The sequence below is a fragment of the Streptomyces sp. NPDC015171 genome (assembly GCF_043079545.1).
In the GTDB taxonomy this organism is placed as follows: domain Bacteria; phylum Actinomycetota; class Actinomycetes; order Streptomycetales; family Streptomycetaceae; genus Streptomyces.
Genome location: NZ_JBIBUO010000013.1, coordinates 74,138 through 99,482, shown reverse-complemented (window position 1 = coordinate 99,482; position 25,345 = coordinate 74,138). Strand labels below are relative to the sequence as shown.

The window sequence follows — 25,345 nt, the reverse complement described above, 5'->3', positions numbered from 1 at the left end:
CGCCGGCGCCGTGGACGAGACCGTGCCGGACTAGAACACCGGCGTGCCGTTCCGGGTGAGCCGCCAGTCCACGGACGCGAAGTCCTTCGGGTCCAGCACGCCCTTCGCGGTCGCCCACTCCGCGATCCGGGTGCGGATCTCCGTCGACTCCGACCACAGCTCCTTGGCCGTGGCGACATGCGGGAAGGCGCCGCCGCCGTTGGCCCGGTAGTTGTTGACGGCGAGCACGAACTGCTGGGCGTCGTCCAGCGCGGCACCCTTGAAGGTGAGGTTCTTGATCCGCGACCCGGCGGGCTGGGCGATGTCGATGTCGTAGGCCAGGCCCGAGACGTAGTCGTAGTTGTAGTCCGGCCGGTTGTTCGCGTTGGTCAGCTTGTCCACGTCGACCGCCGCGTCGGGGGCCGTCTGGACGTAGTACTCCGCCGAGTACTCCAGGTAGGCGCGCATCTGAGCGCCCGTCAGCAACTTGGCGACCAGCGTGTTGTCGTACACGTACAGGCCCGACAGGTCCCGGATGGTGACATCGCCGGCCGGGATCGCGGAGGTCCGGGAGAACGGCGAGGCCTGGGCGATCACCGGCAGCGAGGCGTACTCGGTGCCCGCGAGCGCGGCCTTGACCACGTCCTCCTGGACCTTGGTGATCAGGTCGATGATCGGGGCGTCCTTGTAGCGGGCTTCGACGGTGGTCAGGGTCTCGGTCGCCCGGCCCACGACCTGGTTGACGTACGCGACGACCTTCTTGTGCTCGTCCTTCAGCAGCCGGGTGATCCGCGGGTCGTCGGCGACGGTGTTGGAGTTGCGCAGGGAGGCGGAGACCGACTCGACCTCCCAACAGCCCTTGGCGAACACCAGCTCGATGTCGAACAGGGTGAGCCGCTCGGCATAGCACAGCGGCTCGGAGAGCACGACGGTCCGGCCCGTCTTCTCGTTGACGACCTTCAGCTCCGGGATCTCCACGTGCGCGTGGCCGACCAGGATCGCGTCGATGCCCGGCACCTGCCTGGCGACATTGGCGGCCGCGTTCTCCACGTACGGCACCTGGTCGCCGTACGACGAGGTGCCCGAGGCACCCGAGTGCGCCGAGACGACGACCACGTCCGCGCCCATCGACCGCAGCTTCGGCACCCACTTGGCGGCCTGCTCCTCCAGACCGGGGAACGCCAGCTTGCCCTGGACGTAGGCCTTGTCCCAGATCGCGATGCCCGGGTTGGTCAGGCCGAGGACGGCGACCTTGACCGGCCTGCCGCCCGGCACATGGAACGTCTTCATGAAGTACGGCGGGAAGGCCGGCCGCAGCGTCTTCGCGTCCACGGCGTTGGCGCCGAGCAGCGGGAAGTCGAGCTGGTCCTCGAACGTACGCAGGGTCTCGATGCCGTAGTTGAACTCGTGGTTGCCGAGGGCCGCCGCGTCGTACCCGATCGCGTTCATCGCCTGCGCCATCGGGTGCACCGGGCCGCCCTTGGCGGTGATCGGGTCGACCTTGGCGTAGTAGTAGGCCAGCGGGGTGCCCTGGATGGTGTCACCGGCGTCCAGCAGCAGGGTGTTGCGGCGGCCCTTCTCCTCGCACACCTGGTTCACCAGCGTCGAGATGCGCGCGAGGCCCATCGCGTTGCCCGCCGTGTCGGTGTACTCCGCGTCCTTGAAGTAGTCCCAGTTGAAGACATGGCCGTGCAGATCGGTGGTGCCCATGACGGTCAGGGAGTACCGCTTCCCATGGTGCCCCGGCCGGTGGCCCTCCGCCGCCTCGGCGGCGGGAGCCGCCGCCGCACCGGCGACCGCCACCCCCGCTCCGGTGGCGGCGGACTTCTTCAGGAACTTCCGGCGGTTCAGCGGCATGCCCAGGTCTCCTCGGCGAACGGGTCGACAACGCGCGTAGATTCTGACCCGAGCATGACGTGTCGCAACAGGTCCAGGAGGTTGCGATCTGGTGTCCTGTTCCTCCCCGAACTACTGCTCCCGAAGCGGAAGTCGCGCGGCGGGGCGGGCCGGGCGGCCCTGGTGCGGCCCTGCCGGGACGCCGCGGCACCCTCAGGGAATTCGCTCATAAGAGCGAGCAGCCGCACAATTCAACACTTGTCAATATCCCTTCGCCCAATGTCTGTTGAGTAGTCACACGGGGCCAATTCTCTACCCATGGGTAGGGCCTAGGCTCGCCTCATGCGCCGAGCAAAGATCGTCTGTACATTGGGGCCCGCCACCGACTCGTACGACCAGATCAAGGCACTGGTCGAGGCCGGAATGGACGTCGCCCGGTTCAACCTCAGCCACGGCACTCACGCCGAGCACGAGGAGCGTTGTCAGCGCGTGCGAAAGGCGGCCGACGAAACCGGCCGCAGTGTCGGAATCCTCGCCGACCTTCAAGGTCCGAAGATCCGCCTCGGCCGTTTTGCGGAAGGCCCGGTACTCCTTGAACGCGGCGACACCTTCACCATCACCGTGGAGGACGGCGTCGAGGGCGACCGGCACCGGTGCGGCACCACTTACGCCGGTCTCGCCGCCGACGTCACTCCCGGTGAGCGCGTCCTCGTCGACGACGGCAAGGTCTGCCTGGAGGTCACCGCCGTCGACGGCCCCCGCGTCCGTACCCGGGTGGTCGAGGGCGGTGTCATCTCCGACCACAAGGGCCTGAACCTCCCCGGGGTCGCCGTCTCCGTGCCCGCCCTCTCCGAGAAGGACGAGGACGATCTGCGCTGGGCGCTGCGCGCCGGCTGCGACGTGATCGCCCTCTCCTTCGTGCGCAGCGGCGAGGACGCGGCGGACGTGCACCGGATCATGGCCGAGGAGGGCCGCCGCCTCCCGGTGATCGCCAAGATCGAGAAGCCGCAGGCGGTGGAGAACCTCGACGGCATCGTGGCCGCCTTCGACGGCCTGATGGTGGCGCGCGGCGACCTGGGCGTCGAGATGCCGCTCGAACAGGTGCCGATCGTGCAGAAGCGCGCCGTCAAGCTGGCCAGGCGCAACGCCAAACCGGTGATCGTGGCCACCCAGATGCTCGACTCGATGATCGAGAACTCCCGGCCCACCCGCGCCGAGGCCTCCGACGTCGCCAACGCCGTCCTGGACGGCACGGACGCGGTGATGCTCTCCGGCGAGACCAGCGTCGGCAAGTACCCGGTCGAGACCGTGCGCACCATGGCGAAGATCGTCGCCGCCGCGGAGGAGGACATGCTGGCCAAGGGCCTGCCGCCGCTGACCGAGCAGAGCAAGCCGCGCACCCAGGGCGGCGCGGTCGCCCGGGCCGCCGCCGAGATGGGCGACTTCCTGGGCGCGAAGTTCCTGGTGGCGTTCACCCAGTCCGGAGACACCGCCCGCAGGCTCTCCCGCTACCGCTCGCCGATCCCGCTGCTCGCCTTCACGCCGGAGCAGGCCACCCGCTCCCAGCTCAGCCTCACCTGGGGCGCGGAGACCTTCCTCGGTCCGCACGTGGACTCCACCGACGCCATGGTCGACCAGGTGGACGAACTGCTGCTGAAGTACGGTCGCTGCGCGAAGGGCGATGTCGTGGTGATCACGGCGGGCTCCCCGCCCGGTGTCTCCGGCTCGACCAACATGGTCCGGGTCCACCACATCGGCGAGGACGACAGTCCCAGGTGAACGACAGCCCCAGGTGAACGACGGCGCCGGGTGAACGACGAAGGGCCCCTCAGCTGGAGGGGCCCTGCTAAATGCTGACCTTGGAATCCAAGGAAAAGTGCCCCGGGTCGGACTCGAACCGACACTGTACGGGTTTTGAATCCGTTGCCTGCTGCCAATTGGGCTACCGGGGCTCGCAGAATCCAAGGTTTCCCCCGACCCTCCGCGCGTCCACCATACCGTAGCTAGGTAGGCTCTTGTCAGCAGTACCCTGCCCTGAACGAGGAGCCCCTGTGACCGCCGAGTCGCCCCAGCCCGTAGACGCGCCCGACGACGACAAGTCGCACGTGCCTCCGCTGACGACCCGTGTCGTCATCGCCGAGGACGAGGCCCTGATCCGGCTCGACCTGAAGGAGATGCTGGAGGAGGAGGGCTACTCCGTCGTCGGCGAGGCCGGGGACGGGGAGCAGGCCGTCGAGCTGGCCCGCGAGCACAAGCCGGACCTGGTCATCCTGGACGTGAAGATGCCCAAGCTGGACGGCATCTCCGCGGCCGAGAAGATCGCCGAGGAGTCCATCGCGCCGGTCCTGATGCTCACCGCCTTCTCGCAGCGCGACCTGGTCGAGCGGGCCCGGGACGCCGGCGCCATGGCCTACCTGGTCAAGCCGTTCAGCAAGAGCGATGTCGTCCCGGCGATCGAGATGGCCGTCTCCCGCTTCACCGAGCTGAAGCAGCTGGAGCAGGAGGTCGCCGACCTCAGCCAGCGGCTGGAGACCCGCAAGCTGGTCGACCGCGCGAAGTCCATCCTGCAGACGGAGTACGGCCTGACCGAGCCGGCCGCCTTCCGCTGGATCCAGAAGACCTCCATGGACCGCCGCATGTCGATGCAGCAGGTCGCCGAGGCCGTCATCGCGGACAACGCGGAGAAGAAGGGCGCGAAGAAGGGCTGAGCCCGCCCGCCCCGCGCACACCGTACGCACTGTGCGTACGACGAGGCCCGCGCCCCGGAGAAGGGGGCGCGGGCCTCGTCGTGGTCCCCGGTCAGTCCTCGCCGAGGTAGGCCTTGCGGACCGACTCGTCGTGCAGCAGGTCCTGGCCGGTGCCGGACAGGACGACGGAGCCGACCTCCATCACATGACCCTGGTCGGCGAGGGAGAGCGCCGCCTGGGCGTTCTGCTCGACCAGCAGGATCGTGGTGCCCTGGGCCTTCAGCTCGGCGATCGTCGCCATGATCTTCTGCATCATGATCGGCGACAGGCCCATCGAGGGCTCGTCCAGCATCAGCAGCTTCGGCTGGGACATCAGCGCCCTGCCCATCGCCAGCATCTGCTGCTCACCGCCCGAGAGGGTGCCGGCGGCCTGCTTGCGCCGCTCCCCGAGGATGGGGAAGAGGTCGTAGGCGCGCTGGATGTCCCGCTCGATGCCCGGCTTGTCGTTGCGCAGGAAGGCGCCGAGGCGCAGGTTGTCCTCGATGCTCATGCGCGGGAAGATGTGCCGCCCCTCGGGGGAGTGGGCGAGGCCCAGCGCGACCACCTGGTGCGGCGGGACCTTCTTCAGCGATCTGCCGTTGAACTTGATCTGCCCGCCGACCGGCTTCAGCAGCCCGGACAGCGTGCGCAGGGTGGTGGTCTTGCCGGCGCCGTTGGTGCCGATGAGGGTGACCACCTGACCGGCCTCGACCTTGAACGAGATGCCCTTGACGGCCTCGATCTTGCCGTAGGCGACCCGCAGGTCCTCTACTTCGAGCAGTGCGGTCATCGGTCGTTCTCCTTGCCGGGCGCGGCATCCGTCGGGGTCTCGGCCTGCGCCTCGGCCTGTGCCTCGGCGGCCTCCACCTCGGCCACCTCCTCGGCGCCGGGCGCGTTCTCGAAGGGCTCGCCGAGATAGGCCGCGACCACGCGCTCGTCGCCCTGGACGGTCGCGCTGTCGCCCTCGATCAGCTTCTCGCCCTGCACGAGGACGGCCACGCGGTCGCACAGGTTGAAGATGAAGCGCATGTCGTGCTCGATGACGAGGACGGCGATGCCCATGTCCCGGATGGCGAAGACCAGTTCCTCGGTGGCCCGGGTCTCCTGCGGGTTCATGCCGGCCGTCGGCTCGTCGAGCAGCAGCAGTCCGGGCTCGCTGGCCAGGGCACGCGCGATCTCCAGCTTGCGCTGCTCGCCGTAGGGCAGGTTGCGGGCGAGGTGCTCGGACTTGTGGTCGAGGCCCACGAACCGCAGCAGCTCCATGGCCCGGTCCCGGGAGGTCTTCTCGGCCCGGTGGAAGCCGGGACCGCGCAGCACGGCGGACCAGAAGCCCTCCTTGGTGCGGGTGTGCCGGCCGACCAGCACGTTCTCCAGAACGGTCATGTTGGCGAACAGCCGGATGTTCTGGAAGGTGCGCGCGATACCGGCCGCGGTGACCTTGAACGACTTGGGCGGCAGGACGTTGCCCTTGTACCGGACCTCGCCCTCGGTGGGCACGTACAGCCCGGTCAGGCAGTTGAAGAAGGTCGTCTTGCCGGCGCCGTTGGGGCCGATCAAGCCGACGATCTCGCCGGCGTTCACGGTGAGGTCGACCCCGCGTACGGCGGTCAGGCCGCCGAAGCGCATGGTCACACCGCGGGCGTCGAGGACGGTCTCGCCGGGCGCCGGAGCGTCGGCGGCGGTGTCCTTCGTGGTGGTGTCGGTGGTCATGGTGGTCAGGCCCCCGCCTTCGTCAGGAGGGTGGGTGCTTCCGCCTCTTCGTGGAATTCGAGCTGGCGGCGCCGGTTCGGGATGAGGCCCTCGGGGCGGAAGCGCATCAGCAGGATCAGCGCGATACCGAAGGCGAAGAGCTGGTAGTTGCCCAGGAACTGGAGCTTGTTCGGGATCAGGAAGAGCAGGGACGCGCCGATCAGCGGACCGCTGATGGTGCCCATGCCGCCGAGTACGACCGCGGCGAGCAGGAAGGCCGAGTTGGGCGGGATGGGGCCGGCGAACAGGTACTGCTCGGGCGTCACCGTGTAGGTGACGTGGGCCTGGACCGTGCCCGCGAGACCGGCGAGCGAGGCGCCGACGGCGAAGGCGATGAGCTTGACCCGGAACCCGTTGATGCCCATGGCGAGCGCCGCGGTCTCGTCCTCGCGGATGGCCACCCAGGCACGCCCGATGCGGGAGTTGCCGCTGCGGCGGAAGACCAGCACCACGACCGCGGTGATGATCAGCATCAGGAAGAAGTAGTTGGCGAACCGGCCGATGGTGAAGCCGCCCATGTCGTGCTGGGCACCGAAGTCGAAGCCGAGGACGTCGAGGTTCGGGATCGAGGAGATGCCGTTGGAGCCGTTGGTGATGTCGGGCCCGGAGGTGCCGTCGAGGTTGTTCGCCGTGATGCGGAAGATCTCACCGAAGCCGAGGGTGACGATGGCGAGGTAGTCGCCGCGCAGCCGGAGCGTCGGGGCGCCGATCAGGACGCCGAAGACCAGCGAGGCGGCGGCACCGACCAGGACCGCGGCCCAGAACGGGAAGTGCACGTGGAACGGCGAGCTGGGGGAGCCGGAGACCAGGGCCGCCGCGTAGGCGCCGACGCCGAGGAAGGCGACGTAACCGAGGTCGAGCAGGCCCGCGAGGCCGACGACGATGTTCAGGCCGAGGGCGACGGTGGCGAAGATCAGGATGTAGACGCCGAGGGTCGCGTACTGGTCGTTGGTCTGGGTGAAGGGGAACAGCGCCGCCGCGGCGAAGGCGCCGCAGGTGGTGATGTTCTGGTGCCGGGAGGTGATCTGCGAGGCGTGGGCGATCAGTCCGGCCTTGTTGAGCGCCGCGAAACCGAAGCCCGCGGTGATCAGGAAGCCGATGAACTGCTCGTCGTACTCGGTGCCGATGCCGTAGGTGAAGACGACCAGGCCGAGCGCGAGGACCGCGACGATGATCAGGATCTCGGCGTACGACGGCAGCGTGCGCACGGGCCGGGGCGAACCGGCGGCGAAGACGGCCTTGGTCGTCTCCCACTTGTACGCCGCGTCCTGCTTGAACTTGTCCCAGCCGGTGTCGTCGGGGTCGGCCGGGTCGGGCTCGGGCCGCCGGAAGGGCAGGGCGAGCGCACCGGCCAGCGCGGCGAGGCTGCCGACGGCGACCAGATAGCCGCCCACTTCGAGGTTGACGACCCCGCCGAGGTCGGCGCTGATCGCGATGACCGTGTACCAGCTGGTGGCGAAGGTGGCCAGGGTGGCGAACTTCAGGGCCGCGTCGGGGCCGGCGGGCACCAGCCAGCCGAGACCCCGGACGCCGTAGGAGGCCAGCGCGAACACGGTGGCGAGGAGCGCGCCGATGAGGACGAGGACCTGCAGCCCGCCGGGGTAGCCGTAGACGGTGAGGTCACCGGGGAACTCGTCGGTCCACGTCCAGGCGAGGAAGGTGGAGACGATGGTGAGCGCGCTGCCGCCGAGGGCGAGGGCGCGGGCGGCCTTCTCGGGGAGCGGGAGCAGGCCGGACAGGGCGTCCTGGTTGCGGGCGCCGGGGGTCCCGGCTGCGGTGGTCTCTGTGGTCATCGGTCTCACGCCCTGTCCGCGACGCGCTCGCCGAGCAGACCCTGTGGCCTGAACAGCAGTACGAGGATGAGGAGTACGAAGGCCCAGACATCGGCCCAGGACTGGCTGCCGAACTTGTCCATGCCCGGGATGTCGGAGATGTAAGCGGTGGCCAGGGTCTCGGCCACACCGAGGACCACGCCGCCGATCATGGCGCCGTAGATGTTGCCGATGCCGCCGAGGACGGCCGCGGTGAACGCCTTCAGACCGAGGATGAAGCCCATGCGGAAGTTGATCTCGCCGTACTTCAGGCCGTAGGCGACGGCCCCGACCGCGGCGAACGCGGCGCCGAGCGCGAACGCGATCACGATGATGCGGTCGGTGTTGACGCCCATCAGCTTGGCGGTGTCCGGGTCCTGCGCGGTGGCCTGCATACCGCGGCCGGTACGGGTCTTCATCACGAAGTAGGCGAGGATCGCCATGCTGAGCGGGGCCGCGGAGACCAGGAATATGTCACCGGTCTGGATGGTGACGCTGCCGATCTCGAAGGGGCCGCCGGAGATCTGCGGGAAGGTACGCGCGGACTTGGCCTCCGGGTACCAGGCCCACACCGCCTGCTGCAGCGCGAGGGAGAGGCCGATGGCGGTGATCAGGGGCGCGAGCCGGGGTGCGGTACGCAGGGGCCGGTAGGCGAACCGTTCCGCCCCGACGGCGATGGCGACCGCGACGACGATCGCGCCGATGATCATCAGTGGCAGCGCGATCCACATGGTGGTGCCGCCGGGAAGCCAGAGCCAGACGGTGAGAGCGCCGAACGCGCCCGTCATGAAGATCTCGCCGTGGGCGAAGTTGATGAGCTGGACAATGCCGTAGACCATTGTGTAGCCGATGGCGACCAGCCCGTACATGGATCCTAGTAGCAGGCCGTTGACCAGCTGCTGCGGCAGTTCGTTCACCGCATGTCCTCCGAGCGTTCGGAAAGTGCGAGGGATGTGGCCGGATGCGAGTGCGCGCGGGGCGCCAGTGGAACAGCGCCCCGCGCGGCTCTTGAGTGGGTCAGGCGTGGATCAGCCGGTGTAGGTACCGGACTTGACGGGAACCCAGGCACCGTTCTTCACGGCGTACACGGTGAGCTGCTTGTTGGTCGCGTCACCGAACTCGTCGAAGGAGACCTTGCCGGTCACACCGTCGAAGGACACGCCCTGCATGGCCTCGGTGATCTTCGCGCGGGCGTCGGAGGGGAGCTTGCCGCCGTTGGCGTCGACGACCTTCTTCACGGCCTCGATGACCGCCCAGGCGGAGTCGTAGGCGTAGCCGCCGTAGGCCGAGTACTCGTCCTTGTAGCCCGCGGCCTTGTAGTCGGCGACGAACTGCTTGGCGGAGGGGAGGTCCTCGACCGGGGCGCCGACCGAGGTGGCGAGGTCGCCCGTGGCCTCGGCGCCGGCCAGGTTCATGAAGGTGTCGTCCTTGATGCCGTCGCCGCCGACGAGCGGGATCTTGGCGCCGGAGGCCTTGATCTGCTTGCTGAGCGGGCCGGCCTGCGGGTACTCGCCGCCGTAGTAGACGACCTCGGCACCCGAGTTCTTCACCTTGGTGGCGACCGCGGAGAAGTCCTTGGCGTCGGGGTTGATGTGCTCGGTGCCGACCACCTTGCCGCCGAGCTTCTTGAACTCCTCGGTGAAGGTCGCGGCGAGGCCGGATCCGTAGGTCTTCTTGTCGTCGATGACGAAGACCTTCTTCTTCTTGGCCGTGTTGTAGACGTACTGGGCGGCGAACGGACCCTGGATGGCGTCCGTGGTCGCGGTGCGGAAGTACGACTTGTAGCCGCGGACCTTCTTGTTCTGCCAGTCCGGGCCCTGGGTGAGGCCCGGGCCGGTGTTGGCCGGCGAGACCTGGACCAGTTTGGCGTCGTCGAAGACCTTCTGCATCGACTCCGCGACCGAGGAGTTCAGCGGGCCGACGACACCGAGGACCTCCTGCTCCGAGACGAACTTGGAGGCGTTCTGCTGGCCGGCGGACGGCTGGGCCTGGTCGTCGAGGGACTCGACCTTGAACGTGACGCCCTTGACGAGCTTCTGCTTGTTGGCGTTGCGGACGGCGAGGTCCGCCGAGTTCTTGATACCGAGGCCCATGGCGGACAGGTCGCCGGTCAGCGGAGCGTCGACACCGATGACGACGGTGCTGCCGCCGCCACCACTGCCGGAGTCCGAGCCCTTGTCGCCGCTGTCGCGCGAACCGCAGGCGGTGAGGGTGAGCGCTCCCGCCGCCAGCGCGGCGGTGATGGCGATAAGCGAACGTTGACGCACGATCAGTCCTTTCCCCAGGCACAACCGCCCCCCCATGGAAGCGATCGAGTCGCGCGCCGCGCTGAAAGGAGAATCCGGAGGCGCGGTGACTGGCCGTGACTCTAAGCGTGTGTGGGGAACGTGGAGGAGTGTCTGACCGAGGCTGTGACTCTCTTGTTATGACACGACGTAATGCAGAGCGGTGTCCGGTGGGCAGGAAGGCGGAATTCAGGTGGATTCGCGCTGTCCACATTCTGAGAATCCGCAGGATCTGCCATGATCATTCCAGGTGTCTCGACTGTTTTGGTAATGACTGGGACCTGTTGCTGCAGGCGACTTCCAGGGCGTGTGAGAGGTCCTGTGCATAGCGCCGGCCGAGGATGAAGCTCTGCGTCTGTATTGCGCGCACATTACGCAGAGTTACGTCCAGGAAAGGGAGGCTGGCGTTCCTGGGGGCTTTTCCGCATTTCGTCACGTGCATCGTTATCGTGATCTTGCGGGCCGAACCAGACTTTGTCTTGAACGGAACTTGCGGTTCCGTGGCCAGTGAGAGCCCCGCGTACGGCTGGGTCACCTGGGTCACGGTGACCGGTGGACCCGATGTCACGCTCAGTAGGACGGTGAAGCCGAAGCTGCGCGGCGGGGCGCTCGCCGGGGCGGCCCGGCTGTCGAGGTAGGTCATGTCCGCCACTTGGACGGGCAACGGCGTCTGCGCGCGCGGGCGTTCGGCGCGCGGTGGCGGTTGCGGCGGCCTGGTCGCGTAGAGAATGCCGCCGCCTCCCAGGAGGACGGCGGCGGCGAGCAGGGCGAGGGCGGCTCGCCGGTGGCGGGCGTACCGGGCGGCCAGGGCGGCGCGCGCTCCAGCGGCCGGCCGCGGGCCCTCCGGGTGCCGGCCGTCCCGTGCCCAGGTGCCCTCGCCGGGCTCCGGCGGGCCGACGCCGCTCATGTCCAGGGGCCTTCGCTCGGGGTTCCGTGGCGATAGCGGTCGACGCAGGCGCCGCGTATCCGACGCTTCATCAACCCATCTGCGGCAACGGCTCCTTGACGCCGTCTGACGACCCGTCCGGCGTCCACGGCGTCCCGCAGGATCTGGTACTGGCCGTGGGACAGGCCCATCGACTGGTAGTCCCCGTAGGTGCCGCCGTCGAGCGCCTCGCGGGCCCAGTGGACGACGAGCAGGGTGCACAGGTCGGCTTCGGAGGCGGGGGTGGTGGCGGTGGCGGTGGAAGCGGGTGTGCGGTGCGGGGCAGGGGGAGCGGGGGCGGAGGCCGGAGAGCGTGCGGAGCCGCCGCAGGCCGCCGCGCACAACAGGACCGGCACCGCGAGCCCGAGTGCCAGGAATCCGGCCCCCGGCCGGGGGCCTTGGCGCCGTCCCACGGGGTGAGGCTGTCCCATGAGGGTGAAGCTAAAGGGAGGCGCGGCGCGGGGCAACGCTCCGGCGCGGCCGGATCGGGCGCTCCCCGCGCGCGGGACGGGCCCGGCGCGCGGACACCGCCCCCGGACGTGCTCAGCCCGCGGCGGGCCCCGCCGACACCGCGTCGCCGGGGCGCGCGTCGCGCAGCAGGCAGGTCAGCCGGGCACTGCAGACCCGGTGGCCCTCCTCGTCGGTGATCACGATCTCGTACGTCGCCGTCGACCGGCCCCGGTGCACCGGCGTGGCCACGCCCGTCACCAGGCCCGAGCGGACCCCGCGGTGATGCGTGCAGTTCAGGTCCACACCGACCGCGACCTTGGAGATGCCGCCGTGCATCATGGCGCCGACCGAGCCCAGGGTCTCCGCCAGCACCGCGGAGGCGCCGCCGTGCAGCAGCCCGTACGGCTGGGTGTTGCCCTCCACCGGCATGGTCCCGACGACCTTGTCGGCCGCGGCCTCCAGGATCTGCACACCCATGCGCGTGCCCAGATGCCCGGCCGAGAACAGGGCGGGCAGGTCCACGCCGAGCGCCGCGTACTCGTCGATGACCTCCTGCGGGAACTTCACTCGCTGCTGCTCGCCCATGGGCCCGGCTCCGTTCGTCGTCACCTGTCTGGTCGCTGAGCAAACGCTCAGTCGGTCGCCGATTGTTCCAGACGGTCCGCGGCACGCCCTTCGAGGCGTACGACGACGGACTTGCTGGCCGGGGTGTTGCTGGTGTCGGCGGTGGCGTCCAGCGGCACCAGCACGTTCGTCTCGGGGTAGTACGCCGCCGCACAGCCCCGCGCCGTCGGATACAGCACGACCCGGAAGCCGGGCGCCCGCCGCTCCACGCCGTCCTGCCACTCGCTCACCAGGTCGACGTACGCACCCTCGGCGACCTGGAGGGCCCGGGCGTCCTCGGGGTGCACCAGCACCACCCGGCGCCCGGCCTTGATGCCCCGGTAGCGGTCGTCGAGGCCGTAGATCGTGGTGTTGTACTGGTCGTGCGAGCGCAGGGTCTGCAGCAGCAGCCGGCCCTCCGGCAGCGCCGGGTACTCCACCGGCGCCGCCGTGAAGTTCGCCTTGCCCGTGGCGGTCGGGAAGCGGCGCTCGTCACGCGGGGCGTGCGGCAGCGTGAACCCGCCGGGCCGGGCCACACGCGTGTTGAAGTCCTCGAAACCGGGGATCACGCGCGCGATGCGGTCCCGGACGGCCGCGTAGTCCTTCGCGAACTCCTCCCACGGCACGACGCTGCGCTCGCCCAGCACCCGGCGCGCGAGCCCGCAGATGATGGCCGGCTCGGACCTGAGCTGCGGGCTCGCGGGCCGCAGCCGCCCGCGCGAGGCGTGCACCATGCCCATGGAGTCCTCCACGGTCACGAACTGCTCGCCGCTGTCCTGCAGATCACGCTCGGTCCGGCCCAGGGTCGGCAGGATCAGCGCACGCGCGCCCGTGACCACGTGCGAGCGGTTCAGTTTGGTCGACACATGCACGGTCAGCCGCGCGCGGCGCATCGCTGCCTCGGTGACCTCCGTGTCGGGCGAGGCGGAGACGAAGTTGCCGCCCATGGCGAAGAAGACCTTCGCCTCGCCGTCGCGCAGCGCACGGATGGCCCGGACGACATCGAAACCGTGCTCGCGCGGCGGCGCGAACCCGAACTCCTTCTCCAGGGCGTCGAGGAAGGCCGGAGCGGGCCGCTCGAAGATGCCCATGGTGCGGTCGCCCTGCACGTTGCTGTGCCCGCGCACCGGGCACACGCCCGCACCCGGGCGGCCGATGTTGCCGCGCAGCAGCAGGAAGTTGACCACCTCGCGGATGGTCGGGACGGCGTGCTTGTGCTGGGTGAGGCCCATGGCCCAGCAGACGATCGTCCGCTTCGAGGCGAGGACCATGCCCAGGGCCTCCTCGATCTCCTCGCGGGTGAGCCCGGTCGCGGCCAGCGTCTGCGCCCAGTCGGCGCCGCGCGCGGCCTCGGCGAACTCCTCGAAGCCGTGCGTGTGCTCGCGCACGAACTCCTCGTCGACCGCGCCCTCGGTCTCCAGCACGAGCTTGTTGAGGAGCCGGAACAGGGCCTGGTCGCCGCCGATGCGGATCTGCAGGAACAGATCGGTCAGCGCGGCGCCCTTGAGCATGCCCTGCGGGGTCTGCGGGTTCTTGAAGCGCTCCAGGCCCGCCTCGGGCAGCGGGTTGACGCTGATGATCCGCGCGCCGTTCGCCTTGGCCCGCTCCAGGGCGGAGAGCATCCGCGGATGGTTCGTGCCCGGGTTCTGCCCGGCGACGACGATCAGGTCGGCCTGGTACAGGTCCTCCAGCAGGACGCTGCCCTTGCCGATCCCGATGGTCTCGCTGAGCGCCGAGCCGGACGACTCGTGGCACATGTTCGAGCAGTCCGGCAGGTTGTTCGTGCCCAGTTCGCGCGCGAAGAGCTGGTACAGGAACGCGGCCTCGTTGCTGGTGCGGCCCGAGGTGTAGAAGACGGCCTCGTCCGGGGAGCCGAGGGCGGCGATCTCCTCGGCGACGATCCCGAAGGCGCGCTCCCAGGAGACCGGCTCGTAGTGCGTGCCGCCCTCGGGGAGGTACATGGGGTGGGTGAGCCGGCCCTGCTGGCCCAGCCAGTAGCCGCTGCGGCCGGACAGGTCGGCGACGGGGTGCGCGGCGAAGAACTCGGGCGTGACCCGGCGCAGGGTGGCCTCCTCGGCCACGGCCTTGGCGCCGTTCTCGCAGAACTCCGCCGCGTGCCGGTGGTCCGGCTCCGGCCAGGCACAGCCCGGGCAGTCGAAGCCGTTCTTCTGGTTCACGCGCAGCAGCGTCAGCGCGGTGCGCTTCACACCCATCTGCTGCTGGGCGATGCGCAGCGTGTGCCCGATGGCCGGCAGCCCCGCCGCCGCGTGCTTCGGCTCCGCGACCTGCGGCGCGTCCTGCACCGGATCACCCTTGGGCGGCTTCGTCGCCATCGCACGCTCCCCTTCGACCACGTGTGAGAAGTACGACGCCGATACTCCCACGCCGCACTGACACGGCCGCCGCCGCTTCCGGCGGCCCGCGATCGCTGTGGCGGGGGTCACATCCGTCGACGGTGTGCGGCCCGCGCTGTCAGTGCGGCGTGGCAGGATCGGGGACGTGGCAGAGACAGCATCGAAGCAGACCGACAAGACCCCCGCCGGCACCCGTCCCCGGCTGATGCTCATGGACGGGCACTCGCTGGCCTACCGTGCGTTCTTCGCGCTGCCCGCGGAGAACTTCACGACCGCGACCGGCCAGCCGACGAACGCGATCTACGGCTTCGCGTCGATGCTGGCCAACACCCTGCGTGACGAGGCGCCCACGCACTTCGCGGTGGCGTTCGACGTCTCCCGCAAGACCTGGCGCTCCGAGCGCTTCACCGAGTACAAGGCGAACCGCTCCAAGAGCCCTGACGAGTTCAAGGGCCAGGTCGAGCTGATCGGCGAGCTGCTCGACGCGATGCACGCACCGCGCTTCGCGGTGGACGGCTTCGAGGCGGACGACGTCATCGCCACCCTCGCCACCCAGGCCGAGGCCGCGGGCTTCGAGGTGCTGATCGTCACCGGCGACCGCGACTCCTTCCAGCTGATCACCGAGAACGTCACGGTGCTGTATCCGACGAAGGGCGTCTCGGAGCTGACCCGGTTCACTCCGGAGAAGGTGTTCGAGAAGTACGGCTTGACCCCGGCCCAGTACCCGGACTTCGCGGCCCTGCGCGGCGACCCGTCCGACAACCTCCCCGGCATCCCCGGCGTCGGCGAGAAGACGGCGGCGAAGTGGATCAACCAGTTCGGCTCCTTCGCCGAGCTGGTCGAGCGGGTCGACGAGGTCAAGGGCAAGGCGGGCCAGAACCTCCGCGACCACCTGGAGTCGGTCAAGCTCAACCGCGTCCTCACCGAGCTGGAGCGCGCGGTCGAGCTGTCGAGGACGGTCGCCGACCTGGAGCGGATCCCGTACGACCGCAAGTCCGTCGCGATGGTCCTGGACACCCTGGAGATCCGCAACCCGTCCCTGCGCGAGCGTCTCTTCGCCGTCGACCCGGGCACGGAGGAGGCCGAGGGCGCACCGGCCCCCGCCGAGGGCGTCGAGATCGACGGCACGATCCTGCGCTCCGGCGAGCTGATCCCCTGGCTCGCCGAGCACGGCACCGGGACCCTGGGCGTCGCCACCGTCGACACCTGGGCGCTCGGCGCCGGCTCGGTCGCCGAGGTCGCCCTCGCGGCGGACGGGGGAGCGGCGGCCTGGTTCGACCCGTCCGAGCTGGACGAGGCCGACGAGAACGCGTTCGGGGCCTGGCTCGCCGACGCGGAACGTCCCAAGGTCTTCCACAACGCCAAGGGCGCCATGCGCGTCTTCGCCGAGCACGGCTGGAGCGTCGAGGGCGTCGCGATGGACACCGCGCTCGCCGCCTACCTGGTCAAGCCCGGCCGTCGCTCCTTCGACCTGGACGCGCTGTCCCTCGAGTACCTGCACCGCGAGCTGGCCCCCGCCGCCGCTGCCGACGGCCAGCTGGCCTTCGGCGCGGACGACGGCGCCGAGGCCGAGTCCCTGATGGTCAAGGCCCGCGCGGTCCTGGACCTGGGCGAGGCCTTCGAGGACCGCCTCCAGGAGGTCGGCGCCGCCGACCTGCTGCGCGACATGGAGCTGCCTACCTCGGCGCTGCTCGCCCGCATGGAGCGGCACGGCATCGCGGCCGACCGGGCGCACCTCGAAGCGATGGAGCAGATGTTCGCCGGTGCCGTGCAGCAGGCCGTGAAGGAGGCGCACGCGGCGGCCGGCCACGAGTTCAACCTGGGCTCGCCCAAGCAGCTCCAGGAGGTTCTCTTCGGCGAGCTGGCCCTGCCCAAGACGAAGAAGACCAAGACCGGCTACACCACCGACGCCGACGCGCTGGCCTGGCTCGCCACCCAGACCGACAACGAGCTGCCGGTGATCATGCTCCGCCACCGCGAGCAGGCGAAGCTCCGGGTCACCGTCGAGGGTCTGATCAAGACCGTCGCGGGCGACGGCCGTATCCACACCACCTTCAACCAGACGGTGGCCGCGACCGGCCGGCTGTCCTCCACGGACCCCAACCTCCAGAACATCCCGGTCCGCACCGACGAGGGCCGGGCGATCCGCCGGGGCTTCGTGGTCGGCGAGGGCTTCGAGTCGCTGATGACGGCGGACTACAGCCAGATCGAACTGCGCGTGATGGCCCACCTGTCCGAGGACGCGGGCCTGATCCAGGCGTTCACCTCGGGCGAGGACCTGCACACGACGGCCGCCTCCCAGGTGTTCGGCGTCGAGCCCGGCGCGGTGGACGCGGAGATGCGCCGCAAGATCAAGGCGATGTCGTACGGCCTCGCCTACGGGCTGTCCGCGTTCGGCCTCTCCCAGCAGCTGAACATCGAGGCGGGCGAGGCCCGTGCCCTGATGGACGCGTACTTCGAGCGCTTCGGCGGGGTCCGGGACTATCTGCGCCGCGCCGTCGACGAGGCGCGCGCCACGGGCTACACGGCGACCCTTTTCGGCCGCCGCCGGTACCTGCCGGACCTCAACAGCGACAACCGCCAGCGCCGGGAGGCCGCCGAGCGGATGGCCCTCAACGCGCCCATCCAGGGCACGGCTGCGGACATCGTGAAGATCGCCATGCTCAAGGTGGACGGCGCGCTGCGGGCGGCGGAGCTCAAGTCCCGCATGCTCCTGCAGGTCCACGACGAAATCGTCCTGGAGATCGCCCCCGGCGAGCGGGCGGCGGCGGAGGAGCTCGTCCGCCGCGAAATGGCCGGCGCGGTCCACCTGCGGGCCCCGCTGGACGTCTCGGTGGGCGTGGGCCCGGACTGGGAGTCGGCGGCCCACTAGCGTCCGGCGCGGGGGCGCTGCCGCAACGAGAGCGCCCGGCAGGGCGCCGCCCTCCGGGCAACGCCCCCTCTTCCGGCCCGCCACCGCCCCTCCGCGCCCGGACCGACGGTTCCAGTCACCTCGGGCGACGAGTCTCCGTCCGCCTCGGGCCACGGGGCTCCATCCGCCTCGGGCGACGGGCCCCCGTCCGCCTCGGGCCACGGGGCTCCGTCTGGTGGCGGGCCCCCGAGGCGCCGCCCCTCGTCCCGGCAGGTCCGCCCGCCCTCACCTGCACCGGAGACCGGGCCGCCCCGGGATCGACCACCGCAGCGTGCCCCCAAGGTGCCACCCCCGGGATCGACCACCGCAGCGTGCCCCCAAGGTGCCACCCCCGGCGTCGACCACCGCAGCGTGCCCCCAAGGTGCCACCCCCGGCGTCGACCACCGCAGCGCGACCCCAAGGCGCCGCCCCCGGCGTCCCACCACGTTCGCCCGCTCCCCGCACCGGACAGCGGCCCGGACCGTTCGGCCGACGCCCGGAGGGCCGTCACTCTCGTGGCCCCCGCCAAAACGCCCCGCACCCCCCGCAGCCGCAACACTGCGGGCATGGGTATACGCATGCTTCACCGCCGGACGCCCGAGGCGCTCACCGGTGTCTGGGCGCCCACCGCCTCGACGCAGGCAGTGCCCGCCGCGCCGGTCCCGGCCCTCGCGGCCGACGCAAGCACCGCCCGCATCCCGGCCGACCCGGCCACGACCGTCCGCCGAGCCGTCAAGGACCTGCGGCGCAGGCTCGCGGGCCGCCCGGCCGCCCGGCCCGACTGGCGCCAGTGGACCGACCTGGCCCGTGGCTACCTGGCCCTGACCCTCGCCCTGATCCCGAGAACGCGCCCCCGGCAGACCCTCACGGTCTTCGTCGCGTCCCTCACCGAGCGGCCCGGCGCCCCCGGCCCGCACCGACCGCCTCGGCGGGATCCCCAGGGCCCCCAGGACCCTCAGGACCCCCAGACTCCCCAGGACGAGCCGCCGGACGCCAGGCCCTGACCCCGACGGCGTACGACAACAGCCCCAGCAGCAGGCCCGCGCCCACGCCGAAGCACAGGGTGGGCACCAGTTCCCACAGGCCGGCGGCCGCGTCCCGCCGCTCCCACCACCGCGCCGTCCGCTGCGCAGCCCCGGCCAGCGCACAGCCGCCGAGCACCGCCAGCGCCCACCACCGGTCCCGCGCGGACAGCACCGGCACCCCCGCGGGTGCCCCGTCCGGCGCCCGCCGCAGCGCTCGTACGACGAACACCGCGATCAGCGCGGCACCCGCGGCGGACGACCCGTACTGCAACCAGGTGAACAGCGGTATCCCCGCCGGGCGGTCCCGCCCGATGGCCGGAATCAGCCGCGTACCCCACCGGTCGTGATGCGTGAACGCGTCCCAGACCACATGGGTGAGCGCGCCGAGCACGGCCGAGCCGTACCACCACCCCACCGAAGCGGCTCGCACGCGCGCGCGTGGCGCACCGCAGCGCAGCAGGGCGGCGGGCCGGCGCTGCCGGGCCCGCGGCAGCAGCGCGAGCAACGGCTCCCGGACCAGCAGCCACAGCCCCGCAAGGGCCCAGGCGATGAGCACATCGACCGTGACGACCCCGGTGAACGCGTGCGTGACCGTGCCGAACTCCATGCCGCCGGGCAGGACACCGGCCGTGTAGTAGGGCATGTCGGGCGCGAAGGAACCGGCGACCAGCACCGTGGGAACCAGCCGGCCCCGGCCGCTGCCGTCCCTGCGGACCGCGGGCAGCACGGCGGCCGCGTGGCTGAGTGTGAACGGCAACAGAACCCCCGGAACGTTCGCCGGTCCCGGCTCCGGCACGGCTGATCAGGCCCGTCCAGTATGCGCGACCGCCCTGTGCGGCCCGCGCGGCAACGACAGTTGGCCAACCGGTGAAATCCGGGCGCGAACGGGTGCCCGCTCACAGCAAGTTGTCGTAGGGTCACCTGCGTCACCATGCCGTGCGCACGGTCGTACACACGTCGCACGGATGGAAAGACGGCACAGGGGCAACCAGAGCACCGGCTCGACCGTCACACCAGAGCGAGGCAGGCAGACGGAGACGGACGCGCGGGCGTCCACGGGAGGGTTCACTCAATGGCGGCGCATATCGGCAGGCGGCTGCGCAAGGGGGCGGCGACCACCGCCGTGGCCGCGGCGGCGGTCGCGGCTCTCTCCGCGTCCCAGGCTCCGGGAGCGACCGGCGACGACCAGGGCAGACAGGCGACGGCCGGCTCCGCGGCCCCCGCACCGGGCGGATCCGCCGACGGCAACGCCACGGGCAACTCGCCGTACTACACGGATCTGCCGCCGCTGAACAGCCCCGCGCCCAGCCCCTCGCCGAGCGTCGGCACCCCCGTCTCCCGGGGCGGCGGCGAGGCCGGCGTCCCCGCGACGGTCCTCGACGCCTACAAGAAGGCCGAGGCCGCACTGGGCTCCGCCAAGCCCGGCTGCAACCTCCCCTGGCAACTGCTCGCCGCCATCGGCAACGTCGAGTCGGGGCAGGCCCGCGGCGGACAGGTGGACGCCAACGGCACCACCCTGCACCCGATCCTGGGTCCGCAGCTCGACGGCAACGGCTTCGCGCTCATCCCGGACACCGACAACGGCGCGTACGACGGCAACAGCACCTACGACCAGGCCGTCGGCCCCATGCAGTTCATCCCGTCCACCTGGGCCTGGGCCGGCCGGGACGGCAACGGGGACGGCGCGAAGGACCCCAACAACATCTACGACGCCGCGCTCGCCGCGGGCCACTACCTGTGCCGCAACGACTGGGACATGGGCACCCAGGACGGGCTGCACCGCGCGATCCTCAGCTACAACAACTCGCAGGACTACCTCAACCTGGTCCTGAACTGGATGGAGTACTACCGCAAGGGCACCCACTCCGTCCCCGACGGCTCCGGCGACGTGCCCGAGCACCGCAGCGACACCGGCTCCGGCCCCACCACGCACCCGAGCCCGCCGCGGACCACGCCGCCCCAGAAGCCCGGCAAGCCCGGCAAGCCCGGCAAGCCCGACAGGCCCGACAAGCCCGGCGGCGGCAACGAGACGCCCCACCCCAAGCCGCCGAAGCCCCCGAAGCCGCCCAAGCCGCCGGTCCCGCCGACGCCCCCGACCCAGACCGACCTGGTGGACCACCTGGAGGACGCGGGCACCCAGAAGCTCACGGCCAGGGCCGGCGACGCCTTCACCGAGCGCATCGCCACCCGCGCGGAGACCAAGTCCGGCAAGTCCGTCGCCAAGGTGCGGGTCCGGTTCAGCATCACCGGCGACACCGACGCCGCCTTCGCCGGCGGCGAGACCGTGGCCACGGTCGCCACCGACGCCAAGGGAGTCGCGCTCGCCCCCGAGCTCCAGGCCGGCGAGAAGGCCGGTGACTTCAAGGTCACCGCGGCCGTCGTGGGCCGCACGGTCAAGGGCGTCGACTACACGGCCACCGTCACCGCACGCACCGCCGACGCCCTGGCCCGTGTCGGCGACGCCCCGCTGACCTGCACCCCCGGCGGCGAGTTCGCCGACCAGGTCCAGGTGAAGGCGACGTACAAGGGCGCCGCCGCCGACCAGGTCGCGGCCACCGCCACCCTGGTCAAGTCCGCCACCGACGCCACGGAGAACGACAAGGGCCCCTCCTTCAAGGACGCCGACGGCAAGCCCGTACGGACCCTCACCGACCTCAAGACGGACGCCAAGGGCCTGCTCACTCTGCCGAAGCTGTACGCGGACGACACCACGGGCACCTTCCTGCTGCGTATCACCACCACCGGCGGCGCGACGCTCACGGTGGAGCTGAAGGTCGAGGCCGCCGCCACCCCGTCGGAGAGCCCCTCCGGGAGCCCGTCCGCCTCCTCCTGAGGCCCCGGCCCGGACCTCGCGACAGGGCGCCCCTCCCGCTCCGGCGGGAAGGGCGCCCTCGTTCGTGCGTGCACCGCTGTTCTCATCTCGCCCGCCCGTTGCTACGGTGCCCGGACCTGACGACCCATCAGGATTCGGTCAGGACACCGACCGTCCGCCGGGAGGCCCCGCATGCGCGCTCTGTTCGCCGCCGCGACCGGTCTCGTCCTCGCGCTCGCCCTGGTCCTCACGATCAGCGCGCTGGGCACGCCGTCGGGCCGGACGTCCCCCAAGCCGCTGCTGACGACGGTGCCCTCGCACCCGTAGCCGCGCCCGTCCGGAAGGGAGGCCGGAATGCGCCGCAAGGCAAGCCTGTTCCTGCTCGCCTGCGCCGTGTTCTGCGCGGCGCTGTCCCCGCTGCTGCGCTGGTACGCCTTCCCGCGCCTGGCCCGGATCCCCGCGAACCAGTACCAGGACATGGTCCTGGAGGCCAAGGACGCCACCCTCCTCGACTACGGGACCATGCGCGCCAAGAAGGTCCCCGAGGTCACCATCGTGCAGACCCTCAAGGGCGACGCGGACGCCGCGAAGAGGATCGAGAAGACGGCCGGCCGGCCGGTCGTGGTCTGGGACAGCCTGTCCTACGTACAGGGCCCCGACGGCAAGATGGTCTCCAAGGTGCCCGAACGGTACATCTTCGACGCCCACAGCCAGGATCCCGTGCACGCCACCGGCGAGATGGTCGACGGCGACCCGGTCGAACGCGAGGGCATCGAGTTCAAGTGGCCCTTCCTGACCCAGAAACGGGACTACGAGTACTTCGACGCGCAGACCCGCACCACCAGCCCCATCCACTACAAGGGCACCCGGACCTTCCGCGGCCTGACCGTCTACTACTTCGAGCAGACCATCCCGTGGACCAAGGTCCCCATGCCGAAGACGATGCCCGTCCAGGGCATCACACCGGAGACGGTCGCCAGGACCGGAACGACCCGCTGGTACTCCACGGTCCGCAAGTTCTGGGTCGAACCCGTCACCGGGGCGCCCGTCTACGGCGAGGAGATCCACCAGGAGGAACTGCGCGGCGGCACCCTGCTCGGCGGACGCGCCAAGGTCACCGCCTTCGCCGGGCACGTGAAGATGCGCGAGGACTACATCGAGCACACCGTCGCCCTGGTCAAGAAGAACCGCACCCTCGTCCTGGCACTCACCTCGTACGTCCCCTGGGGCTCCCTCACCCTCGGCCTGCTGCTCCTCGCCCTCTCCCTCTGGCTGGAGGCCCGCACCCGCCGCCCCGGACGCCCCTTGCCCGCATCGACGGAGGAACCGGAGGCGGTCAGCGCCTGAGGCGGGCGTTGGTGTGCCGCGTGGGCTCGGCGGTCGCCGGGTCCTCGGGCCACGGATGCTTGGGATACCGGCCGCGCAGCTCCGCCCGGACGGCCCGGTAGCCGTCCCTCCAGAAGGAGGCGAGGTCGGCCGTGACCGCGGCGGGCCGCCCGGCGGGGGAGAGCAGATGCACGAGCAGCGGCACGCCCGCGACGGCCGGTGTCTCCCGCAGCCCGAACATCTCCTGCAGCTTGACGGCGAGGACCGGCCGCTCGGGGTCCCGGTAGTCGATCCGGATCCTGGACCCGCTCGGCACGGTGATCCGCTGCGGCGCCAGCTCCTCCAGCCGGACCGCCTCCCCGCTCGCCCAGGGCAGCAGCCGCGCCAGCGCCTGCCCGGCGTCGATCCGGGCGAGATCGGCCCGCCGCCGGGCCCTGCCCAGCTCCGGCTCCAGCCACTCGTCCACGCGCGCGTGGAGCGCCGCGTCCGACACGTCGGGCCAGGGCTCCCCGAGGTGCGCGCGCAGGAACGCCAGCCGCTGCCGCAGCGTCTCCGCGTCGGGCGACCAGCGCAGCAGCCCCGGACCGTCCTGCCGCAGCCCGTCGAGGAGGGCACCGCGGACGAGGGCCGGATCGGGGTTCTTCAGCGGCCGTACGGCGAGCTCGACCGCCCCCAGCCGTTCGACATGCCGGGCCACGACCTCCCCGTCGGCCCAGTGCACCTCGTCCCGCTCCGCCAGCAGTGCCCCGGCCGCGGTGAGCGCCACGTCCTCCGGCACGGCGGCCCCGAGCCGCACGCGCGCGTGTCCCTTCCCGCCGGGCCGGTCGGCGACGGCGACGACGATCCAGGGCGCCCCGCGCAGCGCCGACCCCTCGGGCAGCTCGGCCCGGGTCCCGGAGAGCATGAGGTAGGACCCGCCGTCGAGTCTGGCGACCCGCTCGGGGAAGGCGAGGGCGGCCACGAGACCGGTGAGCCTGTCGTCATCGGCGCCCGGGCCGGCCTGGACGTCCACTCGTCGGCGGTCATGGCCGGGCGGGCCGGAAAGCTCCGTCGAGACGGTCCGCAGCCGTCGCACTTCCACGGCCCACCGCCCCGCGTACGCGTCACCCCCGCGCCGGGCACGCCGCAACGCACCGGCGAGATCGTCCCCGTAGTCGCGCGGCACCTCTTCGGACAGCAGAGCGACCACCGGGGCACCCGCACCGGACGTGTCCAGCAAGGCCCGCCCCAGCCGGGGGTGCACCCCCAGCCGCCCGAGCCGCACACCGGCGTCCGTGACCCGCCCGGCCGGGTCCACCGCTCCCACCGCCGTCAGCGCGGAGCGCGCCGCCGCCATCGCCCCGGCCGGCGGCGGATCGAGCAGTGCGAGACCCGAGGCGTCCGGATCGCCCCAGCAGGCCGCCTGAAGGGCGAACGCGGTCAGATCGGCCACCTTGATCTCCGGCGCCGGGAAAGCCGGCAGCCGGCCGTTCTCGGCCTCCGCCCAGCACCGGTACACCGCGCCCGGCGCCTCACGCCCGGCCCGCCCCGCCCGCTGCCGCCCGGCCGCCCGCGACGCCCGTACGGTCGTCAGCCCGCTCAGCCCGCGCGCGTGATCCACCCGCGGCTCCCGCGCGAGACCGGAGTCGACCACCACCCGCACCCCGGGCACGGTCAGCGAGGACTCCGCCACGGCCGTCGCCAGCACCACCCGGCGCCGCTCCCCGGCCGTCAGCACCGCTTCCTGCACCGCGGCAGCCGCCCGCCCGTGCACCTGGAGCACATCGACATCGCCCAGCTCCCCCAGCAGACCCGCCACGCGCGCGATCTCGCCGACACCGGGCAGGAAGCACAGCACGTCCCCGTCCCGCTCGGCCAGCGCCCGCCGCACCACGGACGCCACATGGGCCAGCAGTGCCGGATCCACCCGCATCCCGTGCGGCGGCCGCACCGGACGCGCCGGCGGGGCCCACACCGCCTCCACCGGGTGCGCCACACCCGCCGCCTCGACCACCGGCGCACCGCCGAGGAGCCGCGCCCACCCCTCGGCGTCCGTGGTCGCCGATGCCGCCACCAGCCGCAGCTCGGGCCGCAGCGCCTGCCGGACGTCCCACAGGAACGCGGCCACCGTGTCGGCGTCCAGATGCCGCTCGTGGACCTCGTCGAGCACGACGGCGTCCACACCGGACAGCTCCTGGTCGCGCTGGAGCCGCTGGAGCAGCACACCGGTCGTCACGACCTCCACGCGCGTGTGCGGGCCCACGACCCGCTCGCCGCGCACCGTGAAGCCGACGCTCCGGCCGGGCTGCTCGCCCAGCAGCCACGCCATGCGCCGGGCCGCCGCCCGCGCCGCGATCCGCCGCGGCTCCGCCACCACGACGCGCCGTGCGGGGCCGCCCCCGACCAGCCCCGCTAGCACGAGCGGCACCAGCGTCGTCTTGCCGGTGCCGGGCGGCGCCACGAGGACGGCCGCGCCGTCACCCTCAAGGGCGTCGGACAGTGCGGGCAGCGCGGAGCGCACGGGCAGCGCGTCCAGGGCGTCGTAACGGATCACGCCCCCAGTGTCGTACGACGGCCGCCGGCCCCCACGCGCG

Annotated in this window: 19 protein-coding genes and 1 tRNA gene; 7 read left to right on the top strand and 13 right to left on the bottom strand. The window is 71.4% G+C overall.

Annotated features, from left to right (window positions below; translation table 11 throughout):
* Positions 1-30 precede the first annotated feature (30 nt).
* On the bottom strand, positions 31-1,836 hold the full coding sequence (locus tag ACF073_RS30325; protein WP_392074598.1) for a bifunctional metallophosphatase/5'-nucleotidase: 1,806 nt from the start codon (positions 1,834-1,836) through the stop codon (positions 31-33).
* Between the two features lie 321 nt (positions 1,837-2,157).
* Between ACF073_RS30325 and pyk the strand changes: the two genes are divergently transcribed.
* A complete protein-coding gene (pyk, locus tag ACF073_RS30320; protein ID WP_392074597.1) occupies positions 2,158-3,594 on the top strand; it encodes a pyruvate kinase in 1,437 nt (478 codons plus the stop codon).
* Between the two features lie 98 nt (positions 3,595-3,692).
* Here pyk and ACF073_RS30315 read toward each other — a convergent pair.
* Positions 3,693-3,767: transfer RNA gene (locus ACF073_RS30315), tRNA-Leu, on the bottom strand.
* A 99-nt stretch (positions 3,768-3,866) separates the two neighbouring features.
* On the opposite strand from ACF073_RS30315, the gene ACF073_RS30310 reads away from it, so the two are divergent.
* Positions 3,867-4,523: an ANTAR domain-containing response regulator gene (locus tag ACF073_RS30310; RefSeq protein ID WP_392074596.1), complete on the top strand. Its 657-nt coding sequence runs from the start codon at positions 3,867-3,869 to the stop codon at positions 4,521-4,523.
* Between the two features lie 91 nt (positions 4,524-4,614).
* On the opposite strand, the gene ACF073_RS30305 is transcribed toward ACF073_RS30310, so the two are convergent.
* From ACF073_RS30305 to ACF073_RS30265, 9 genes are all read right to left on the bottom strand, one after another.
* Positions 4,615-5,331 (bottom strand): ABC transporter ATP-binding protein, encoded by a 717-nt coding sequence (locus tag ACF073_RS30305; RefSeq protein WP_392074595.1) that lies wholly within the window; start codon positions 5,329-5,331, stop codon positions 4,615-4,617.
* On the bottom strand, positions 5,328-6,251 hold the full coding sequence (locus tag ACF073_RS30300) for an ABC transporter ATP-binding protein (RefSeq protein WP_392074594.1): 924 nt from the start codon (positions 6,249-6,251) through the stop codon (positions 5,328-5,330). Before ACF073_RS30300 ends, ACF073_RS30305 begins: the two co-directional genes overlap by 4 nt.
* A 5-nt stretch (positions 6,252-6,256) precedes the next feature.
* Positions 6,257-8,083: a branched-chain amino acid ABC transporter permease gene (locus ACF073_RS30295; RefSeq protein ID WP_392074593.1), complete on the bottom strand. Its 1,827-nt coding sequence runs from the start codon at positions 8,081-8,083 to the stop codon at positions 6,257-6,259.
* A gap of 5 nt (positions 8,084-8,088) precedes the next feature.
* Positions 8,089-9,018: a branched-chain amino acid ABC transporter permease gene (locus ACF073_RS30290; RefSeq protein ID WP_392074592.1), complete on the bottom strand. Its 930-nt coding sequence runs from the start codon at positions 9,016-9,018 to the stop codon at positions 8,089-8,091.
* Between the two features lie 111 nt (positions 9,019-9,129).
* Positions 9,130-10,368: a branched-chain amino acid ABC transporter substrate-binding protein gene (locus ACF073_RS30285; protein WP_392074591.1), complete on the bottom strand. Its 1,239-nt coding sequence runs from the start codon at positions 10,366-10,368 to the stop codon at positions 9,130-9,132.
* A 259-nt stretch (positions 10,369-10,627) separates the two neighbouring features.
* Entirely contained in the window at positions 10,628-11,293 is a 666-nt protein-coding gene (locus tag ACF073_RS30280) for a Tat pathway signal sequence domain protein (RefSeq protein ID WP_392074590.1), read from the bottom strand.
* Entirely contained in the window at positions 11,290-11,742 is a 453-nt protein-coding gene (locus ACF073_RS30275) for a hypothetical protein (protein ID WP_392074589.1), read from the bottom strand. The genes ACF073_RS30280 and ACF073_RS30275 overlap by 4 nt, the downstream gene beginning before the upstream one ends.
* Positions 11,743-11,854: 112 nt before the next feature.
* Entirely contained in the window at positions 11,855-12,346 is a 492-nt protein-coding gene (locus ACF073_RS30270; RefSeq protein WP_392074588.1) for a PaaI family thioesterase, read from the bottom strand.
* A 47-nt stretch (positions 12,347-12,393) separates the two neighbouring features.
* Positions 12,394-14,697 carry an FdhF/YdeP family oxidoreductase gene (locus ACF073_RS30265; RefSeq protein ID WP_392074587.1) on the bottom strand — a complete coding sequence of 768 codons (2,304 nt, stop codon included), beginning with the start codon at positions 14,695-14,697 and terminating at the stop codon, positions 12,394-12,396.
* Positions 14,698-14,863: 166 nt separating this feature from the next.
* Between ACF073_RS30265 and polA the strand changes: the two genes are divergently transcribed.
* Positions 14,864-17,590: a DNA polymerase I gene (polA, locus tag ACF073_RS30260; protein WP_392074586.1), complete on the top strand. Its 2,727-nt coding sequence runs from the start codon at positions 14,864-14,866 to the stop codon at positions 17,588-17,590.
* A gap of 585 nt (positions 17,591-18,175) precedes the next feature.
* Positions 18,176-18,613, top strand: a complete 438-nt coding sequence (locus tag ACF073_RS30255) for a hypothetical protein (protein ID WP_392074585.1) — start codon at positions 18,176-18,178, stop codon at positions 18,611-18,613.
* Here the strand turns inward: ACF073_RS30255 and ACF073_RS30250 are convergent.
* Entirely contained in the window at positions 18,495-19,391 is an 897-nt protein-coding gene (locus ACF073_RS30250; protein ID WP_392074584.1) for a DUF4184 family protein, read from the bottom strand. The genes ACF073_RS30255 and ACF073_RS30250 overlap by 119 nt on opposite strands.
* 315 nt (positions 19,392-19,706) lie before the next feature.
* On the opposite strand from ACF073_RS30250, the gene ACF073_RS30245 reads away from it, so the two are divergent.
* From ACF073_RS30245 to ACF073_RS30235, 3 genes are all read left to right on the top strand, one after another.
* Positions 19,707-21,467 carry a lytic transglycosylase domain-containing protein gene (locus ACF073_RS30245; RefSeq protein ID WP_392074583.1) on the top strand — a complete coding sequence of 587 codons (1,761 nt, stop codon included), beginning with the start codon at positions 19,707-19,709 and terminating at the stop codon, positions 21,465-21,467.
* 171 nt (positions 21,468-21,638) lie between these two features.
* On the top strand, positions 21,639-21,773 hold the full coding sequence (locus ACF073_RS30240) for an SPW_0924 family protein (RefSeq protein WP_392074582.1): 135 nt from the start codon (positions 21,639-21,641) through the stop codon (positions 21,771-21,773).
* Positions 21,774-21,800: 27 nt separating this feature from the next.
* A complete protein-coding gene (locus ACF073_RS30235; protein ID WP_392074581.1) occupies positions 21,801-22,793 on the top strand; it encodes a DUF3068 domain-containing protein in 993 nt (330 codons plus the stop codon).
* Here the strand turns inward: ACF073_RS30235 and hrpB are convergent.
* Complete coding sequence (gene hrpB / locus ACF073_RS30230; protein WP_392074580.1) at positions 22,783-25,305, bottom strand: ATP-dependent helicase HrpB; 2,523 nt, start codon at positions 25,303-25,305, stop codon at positions 22,783-22,785. The two genes, ACF073_RS30235 and hrpB, sit on opposite strands and share 11 nt — an antisense overlap.
* Positions 25,306-25,345: the final 40 nt, after the last annotated feature.

Bases quoted from the DNA above. Each gene is read 5' to 3' on its own strand.
- ACF073_RS30325 (WP_392074598.1), bottom strand. From the start codon at position 1,836: ATGCCGCTGAACCGCCGGAAGTTCCTGAAGAAGTCCGCCGCCACCGGA.
- pyk (WP_392074597.1), top strand. From the start codon at position 2,158: ATGCGCCGAGCAAAGATCGTCTGTACATTGGGGCCCGCCACCGACTCG.
- ACF073_RS30305 (WP_392074595.1), bottom strand. From the start codon at position 5,331: ATGACCGCACTGCTCGAAGTAGAGGACCTGCGGGTCGCCTACGGCAAG.
- ACF073_RS30300 (WP_392074594.1), bottom strand. From the start codon at position 6,251: ATGACCACCGACACCACCACGAAGGACACCGCCGCCGACGCTCCGGCG.
- ACF073_RS30295 (WP_392074593.1), bottom strand. From the start codon at position 8,083: ATGACCACAGAGACCACCGCAGCCGGGACCCCCGGCGCCCGCAACCAG.
- ACF073_RS30280 (WP_392074590.1), bottom strand. From the start codon at position 11,293: ATGAGCGGCGTCGGCCCGCCGGAGCCCGGCGAGGGCACCTGGGCACGG.
- ACF073_RS30275 (WP_392074589.1), bottom strand. From the start codon at position 11,742: ATGGGACAGCCTCACCCCGTGGGACGGCGCCAAGGCCCCCGGCCGGGG.
- ACF073_RS30270 (WP_392074588.1), bottom strand. From the start codon at position 12,346: ATGGGCGAGCAGCAGCGAGTGAAGTTCCCGCAGGAGGTCATCGACGAG.
- ACF073_RS30265 (WP_392074587.1), bottom strand. From the start codon at position 14,697: ATGGCGACGAAGCCGCCCAAGGGTGATCCGGTGCAGGACGCGCCGCAG.
- ACF073_RS30255 (WP_392074585.1), top strand. From the start codon at position 18,176: ATGGGTATACGCATGCTTCACCGCCGGACGCCCGAGGCGCTCACCGGT.
- ACF073_RS30245 (WP_392074583.1), top strand. From the start codon at position 19,707: ATGGCGGCGCATATCGGCAGGCGGCTGCGCAAGGGGGCGGCGACCACC.
- ACF073_RS30240 (WP_392074582.1), top strand. From the start codon at position 21,639: ATGCGCGCTCTGTTCGCCGCCGCGACCGGTCTCGTCCTCGCGCTCGCC.
- ACF073_RS30235 (WP_392074581.1), top strand. From the start codon at position 21,801: ATGCGCCGCAAGGCAAGCCTGTTCCTGCTCGCCTGCGCCGTGTTCTGC.